This is a genomic window from Variovorax sp. P4_D9 (assembly GCF_056401695.1).
Genome location: NZ_JBFUIU010000716.1, coordinates 1 through 4,445, shown reverse-complemented (window position 1 = coordinate 4,445; position 4,445 = coordinate 1). Strand labels below are relative to the sequence as shown.

Annotated in this window: 7 protein-coding genes; 2 read left to right on the top strand and 5 right to left on the bottom strand. The window is 68.5% G+C overall.

Annotated elements, in window-relative coordinates; genetic code table 11:
- Positions 1–125 precede the first annotated feature (125 nt).
- Genes rlmB through AC1DY5_RS43390 form a run of 3 tightly spaced genes read right to left on the bottom strand, consistent with a single transcriptional unit; the run spans position 126 to position 1,817 of the window.
- Entirely contained in the window at positions 126–872 is a 747-nt protein-coding gene (gene rlmB / locus AC1DY5_RS43400) for a 23S rRNA (guanosine(2251)-2'-O)-methyltransferase RlmB (protein WP_478120599.1), read from the bottom strand.
- Between the two features lie 36 nt (positions 873–908).
- The gene (locus AC1DY5_RS43395) at positions 909–1,088 is read right to left on the bottom strand and encodes a hypothetical protein (RefSeq protein ID WP_478120598.1); all 180 of its coding nucleotides are present in this window, start codon (positions 1,086–1,088) and stop codon (positions 909–911) included.
- Positions 1,089–1,115: 27 nt separating this feature from the next.
- The gene (locus AC1DY5_RS43390) at positions 1,116–1,817 is read right to left on the bottom strand and encodes an ABC transporter ATP-binding protein (protein ID WP_478120597.1); all 702 of its coding nucleotides are present in this window, start codon (positions 1,815–1,817) and stop codon (positions 1,116–1,118) included.
- On the opposite strand from AC1DY5_RS43390, the gene AC1DY5_RS43385 reads away from it, so the two are divergent.
- Positions 1,780–2,484, top strand: coding sequence for an arylesterase (locus AC1DY5_RS43385; protein WP_478120596.1), 705 nt, complete (start codon positions 1,780–1,782; stop codon positions 2,482–2,484). The two genes, AC1DY5_RS43390 and AC1DY5_RS43385, sit on opposite strands and share 38 nt — an antisense overlap.
- 106 nt (positions 2,485–2,590) lie before the next feature.
- On the opposite strand, the gene AC1DY5_RS43380 is transcribed toward AC1DY5_RS43385, so the two are convergent.
- A complete protein-coding gene (locus tag AC1DY5_RS43380; protein WP_056521727.1) occupies positions 2,591–2,794 on the bottom strand; it encodes a hypothetical protein in 204 nt (67 codons plus the stop codon).
- A gap of 70 nt (positions 2,795–2,864) precedes the next feature.
- Positions 2,865–4,058, bottom strand: coding sequence for a PLP-dependent transferase (locus AC1DY5_RS43375; protein ID WP_478120595.1), 1,194 nt, complete (start codon positions 4,056–4,058; stop codon positions 2,865–2,867).
- A 105-nt stretch (positions 4,059–4,163) separates the two neighbouring features.
- Here AC1DY5_RS43375 and AC1DY5_RS43370 point away from each other — a divergent pair.
- Positions 4,164–4,445 (top strand): VOC family protein (locus AC1DY5_RS43370; RefSeq protein WP_478120594.1); only part of this gene is annotated, 282 nt, incomplete at its 3' end.

Sequence of the window (4,445 nt, the reverse complement as noted above, 5' to 3'; positions counted from 1 at the left end):
GACTCGCGGGGCGCTCAGGCCCCTCGAGGAAGGCAACTCCGCCTCGCGCCGTAGCAATCGACGCCGCGCGGTCAAACGAACAGATCCCCGCGGCTCAAGTCCGACGGGCTCCTAGATCTAGACTGTCAGCCGAGGCGCTGCCGCATCGCCTCGTAGAGGCAGACACCGCTGGCCACCGAGACGTTGAGACTCTCGACCGCACCCGCCATCGGGATGCTGATCAACTCATCGCAGGTCTTGCGTGTCAGCTGCCGCATGCCTTCGCCCTCGGCGCCGAGCACCAGCGCCAATGGCCGCTTGAGATCGCACTGATAGAGCGTGCCGGGCGCATCGTTGCTGGTGCCGACGCACCAGATGTTGCGCTCCTTGAGCTCGCCCAGCGTGCGCGCCAGGTTGGTCACCATGAAGTAGGGCACGGTCTCGGCGGCGCCGCTCGCCACCTTCGCCACCGTGGCGTTGATGCCGGCCGCGTGGTCCTTCGGTGCGATCACCGCATGCGCGCCGGCGCCGTCGGCCACGCGCAGGCAGGCCCCCAGGTTGTGCGGATCGGTCACGCCGTCGAGCACCAGCAGCAGCGCCACCGTGCCCGCCGCCTCCAAGCCCTCCAGCAGTTCGTCGAGCGAATGGGTCTGGGGGATGGGCTCGACACGGGCCGCCACGCCCTGGTGGCCGTGGCTGCCGCTCAGCTTCGACAGGCGCAGGCCGTCGGCCTCGACCAGCCGCACGCCGGCCTCCTGAGCACGGGCCACGAACTGCCGCATGCGCGCGTCGCGCCGGCTGGCATCGAACAGCACCTCGATCACCGATTTGGGCGCGGTCTTGATGCGCACGCCGACGGCATGGAAGCCGAAGATCACTTTGGGAGAAGACATGCGGGGATTATCGAGCCCCCGGGAGGCCAGTCTGCCTCAGGACCGGGCAGCCCACTGGAACAAGGCGGCGACGATCAGGCCCAGCAGCACGCCGACCAGCAAGCCCCATCGGCGCGGCTTGCGGGCCATGGGCTCGGCGTGCGGGCCGCTGCGAGGCGCCAAACCGCCGAAGGCGGTGTCGTCTTCCTCGTCGCGGTCGGATGAAGGTTTCGGCATCGGGCCCCTCGCTGCGGTTCAGTTCCCTCACTCGTCGAGCGCCACGCGCCCCGCCTCGATCGTGATTTTGCGCTCGCACCGGTCCGCGATGCCACGGTCGTGAGTGACCAGCACGAGGGTCGTGCCCAGTTCGCGGTTGAGGTCGAACATCAGCCGCATGACCTGCTCCCCGGTGGCGAAATCGAGGCTGCCGGTGGGTTCGTCGGCCAGCAGCAGGGCCGGCTGGACGACAAAGGCCCGGGCCAAGGCCACCCGCTGCTGCTCGCCACCCGACAGCACCTTCGGATAGTGTCCCAGCCGCTGGCCGAGGCCGACCCGGCCGAGCATCTCGGTGGCCGCCTTGCGCGCATCCTTGCGATCGGCCAGTTCGAGTGGCAGCATCACGTTCTCGAGCGCGCTCAGGTTGCCGAGCAGTTGGAAACTCTGGAACACGAAGCCGACCTTTTGGGCCCGCAGGGCGGCACGCTCGTCCTCGTCGATCGCGAACAGGTCCTCGCCGCCCAGCATCACGGTGCCGCGGGTCGGCGTGTCGAGCCCGGCGACGATCGACAGCAGCGTGCTCTTGCCCGAGCCCGACGCGCCGACGATCGCCGCCGTCTCCTTCGCGCCCAGGGTGAAATCGATGTCCTGCAGAATGTCCAGCGTTCCGGTGGAATCGGTGACGGACTTGAAGACATGCTGGACGGCAACGATGGCGTCGGCTCGGCCATCGGTTCGGAGTGAGGACATTGAAAGGTTTCGCKAGGTGAATCGACGTCACTTTATCTTGAGCGGCGCCCTGGCCGCGAATGCAGGGTCATGGCCGGCCGCCGGCGCCCGGGCCGCGCCCGGCAAGGCGCCGGTGATCCTGGTGCTCGGCGACTCGCTGTCGGCCGAGTACGGGCTCAAGCGCGGCGAAGGCTGGGTGCCCCTGCTCGACAAGCGGCTGACCGAACAGAAGGTCGCGGCCACGGTGGTCAATGCCAGCATCAGCGGCGACACCACCTCGGGCGGCCTGGCCCGCCTGCCCAACCTGCTGACGCAGCACCAGCCGACACACGTGGTGCTCGAGCTGGGCGGCAACGACGCGCTGCGCGGCCTGCCGTTGGCCAGCACCGAGGACAACCTGCTGCAGATGACCAAGGCGGCCCAGGCGGCTGGCGCCCAGGTGCTGCTGGTCGGGATCCAGGTGCCGCCGAACTACGGCAGCGACTACACGCGCCGCTTCGAGGCCATCTTCGCCAAGGTGGCGGCGGTGACCAAGACACCCGCGGTGCCTTTCCTGCTGAAGGGCATCGCCGACGGGCCCGATGCCGCGGTGCTGTTCCAGGCCGACCGCATCCATCCGACCGCGGCCGCGCAGCCGCGCATGCTCGACAACGTCTGGCCGACACTGCGAAAGATGCTTCCGAAGTGAAGCCCGCGCCGGCCGGCGGCCGGCGGCCGATCAGCATCAGACAAGCAAAAAGCCGCCGCGGCGCTGGGCCGCGGCGGCTTCCGTGGTTTTTGGTCTCCGGAACGGCTCAGCCGTTCTTGGTCGGCAATTCGGGCACCGTCGGCGGATCGCGTTCCAGCGATGCGACGTCGGTTTCCGGATCGCCCGGCGCCAGGCCGTCACTGCTGGGGCTGAGCTTGCGGTTGGCCTTTTCCCTCAGCTTGTCTTCCTTCTTCTTCTTCTTCGCCAGTTCCTTCTGGCGCTTCTCGTAGCCGTAATTTGGTGTTGCCACTGCTTCTCCTTCGGGCGAGACAGTCACGGTGACTGCACATGGGCAGACTGTACGCGATAACGGAGCGCGTTCAGAGTGCCGCGAGGGCCTGTTCGAGGTCGGCACGCAGGTCGTCGACGTCCTCCAGGCCGATCGAGAAGCGCACCAGCGTGCCCTTGTGCCGCCACCGGCCGACGCTGGCATCGCGCATCAGGCCGATGTCGTAGGGCACCACCAGGCTGATCGGCCCGCCCCATGAATAACCGAGCCGGAACAGCGCCAGGCTGTCGCAGAAGCGATCGATCTGCTCGGTGCCATAGCGGGCGTCGAAGACCACCGAGAAAAGGCCTGCCGCGAGGTCGCGGGTGCCGCAAAGCCGCAGCCAGTGCGCATGACCGGGCGAGCCCTCGAGTGCCGGATGCAGGACCTGCGCGATCTCGCTCCGGCCTTCGAGCCAGCGCGCCAGCTCGCGCGCGCTCTGGTCGTGGGCCCGGTAGCGCAGCACCATGCTCGGCAGCGATCGCAGCAGGGTCTCGACGTCGCCGACGCCGATGCCGAAGCCCATGCGCATGTGGGTCAGCTTGAGGGCGCGGTGCAGCCGCTCGTCGCGCGTGACCACGCTTCCCATCAGCACGTCGCCGCCTCCGCTGGGGTACTTGGTGAGGGCATGGACCGAGATATCGACGCCCTGCCCAGTGCCGTTGAAGTCGAAGGGCGCGAAGGCCAGGCCGGCGCCCCAGGTGTTGTCGAGCGCGACCAGCACCCCACGGTTGCGGCAGGCGCCGACCAGCGCCGGCAGGTCGGGGAACTCCATCGTGACCGACCCGGCGGCCTCGACCCATACCAGCTTGGTGCGATCCGACAGCTTGGCCGCGAGATCGGCCGGATTCATGGCGTCGTAGAGCCGGTGGCTGATACCGAAGTTGGCCAGCTCGCCGGTCGCCAGGGCCTTGTTCGGGCCATAGGCGTTGTCCGGGATCAGTACCTCGTCGCCGGTCTTCAGCAGCGCGAAGGACACCAGCGAGATCGCCGCCAGTCCGCTCGGGACCAGCAGGCATTCGGTGCCGCCTTCCAGCATGGCGAGCCGCTCCTCGAGCGTGAAGGTGGTCGGCGTGCCGTGCAGCCCGTAGGTGTAGCCGGCCTTGGTCTTCCAGTCGCGCGCGCGCATCGCGGCAACGTCGGCGAAGAATACGGTTGAGGCCTTGAAGACGCCGGGCTGGGGCGCCGCGAAATGGGCCGGTGGGGTGTAGGGATGGTGGATCAGGTCGGTGATGGGCTTGCGCATCCCTCCAATGCTAGTCGACCGCGCGGACGGGCGCCGGATGGTGCTGGCGTCCCGGCGGCGACCGGATCAGAATCGGGCGCCCGCCTGTCCAAGGAGCACGCCACGATGACTGTTCACGAACTGTTCCCCTATCTCTGCGTCAAGGACACGGCCGCCGCCATCGCCTTCTACAGCGAGGTCTTCGGCGCCACCGAGAAATTCCGGCTGGCCGAACCCAGCGGCCGCATCGGCCATGCCGAACTCGACTTCGGCGGCACCACGGTGATGCTGTGCGACGAGTTCCCGGAGTACGGCATCCGCAGCGCCACGACGATCGGCGCGACGCCGGTCACGCTGCACCTGCACGTCGACAACGCGGACGCACTGGTCGAGCGCGCGCTGAAGGCC